The organism is Streptomyces tendae, from assembly GCF_014650435.1.
GTDB lineage: Bacteria > Actinomycetota > Actinomycetes > Streptomycetales > Streptomycetaceae > Streptomyces > Streptomyces tendae.
Genome location: NZ_BMUY01000124.1, coordinates 1 through 532, shown reverse-complemented (window position 1 = coordinate 532; position 532 = coordinate 1). Strand labels below are relative to the sequence as shown.

2 protein-coding genes are annotated in these 532 nt (G+C 42.1%); both read left to right on the top strand.

Going from position 1 to position 532, the window contains the following annotated elements; genetic code table 11:
* On the top strand, positions 1–366 hold a 366-nt coding region (locus IE258_RS40950; protein ID WP_229892799.1), incomplete at its 5' end, for a DUF4313 domain-containing protein.
* A gap of 12 nt (positions 367–378) precedes the next feature.
* Positions 379–532 (top strand): PrgI family protein (locus IE258_RS42180; RefSeq protein WP_189750858.1); only part of this gene is annotated, 154 nt, incomplete at its 3' end.

The window sequence follows — 532 nt, the reverse complement described above, 5'->3', positions numbered from 1 at the left end:
GGAGAAACGCAGGTGACATTTGATATCCAGCAGTATATGAATAACAGGGCAATGTTTATCAGTCTTATGTGTAATGAAGATGGATATGAGGAGCCTTTTGGGGATGTGACTGTTAATTTGTCGGTTGCAGCACCAAATTACTGCGGATATCTGAATGTGAATGACATGCCGGATATTGAAAAGTTTATTACAGACAATGACCTTGGAGAGTTTACAGGATTCACGCAAAGGAGCGGTTTCTGCGAATATCCGCTTTATCTGTTCAATGTGGATAAGCTTAGGGAACTGTGTCCGGATGGAATGGATAAGTATGAGGCGAATATTGGAATGACAAGAAAGCCGGAAACAAAGGATTTATCAAGATAGGAGGTAGGGACAATGGTAATCGAAGTAAACAAGGATATTGACCGCTATCAGGAATCGGTTGCGATGGGACTTACTGCAAGGCAGCTTATATTTTCCATTGCAAGCGTAGTGGTCGGTGGCAGTATTGTCCTTCTTCTTTACAAGTATATCGGTCTTACGGGTTCTG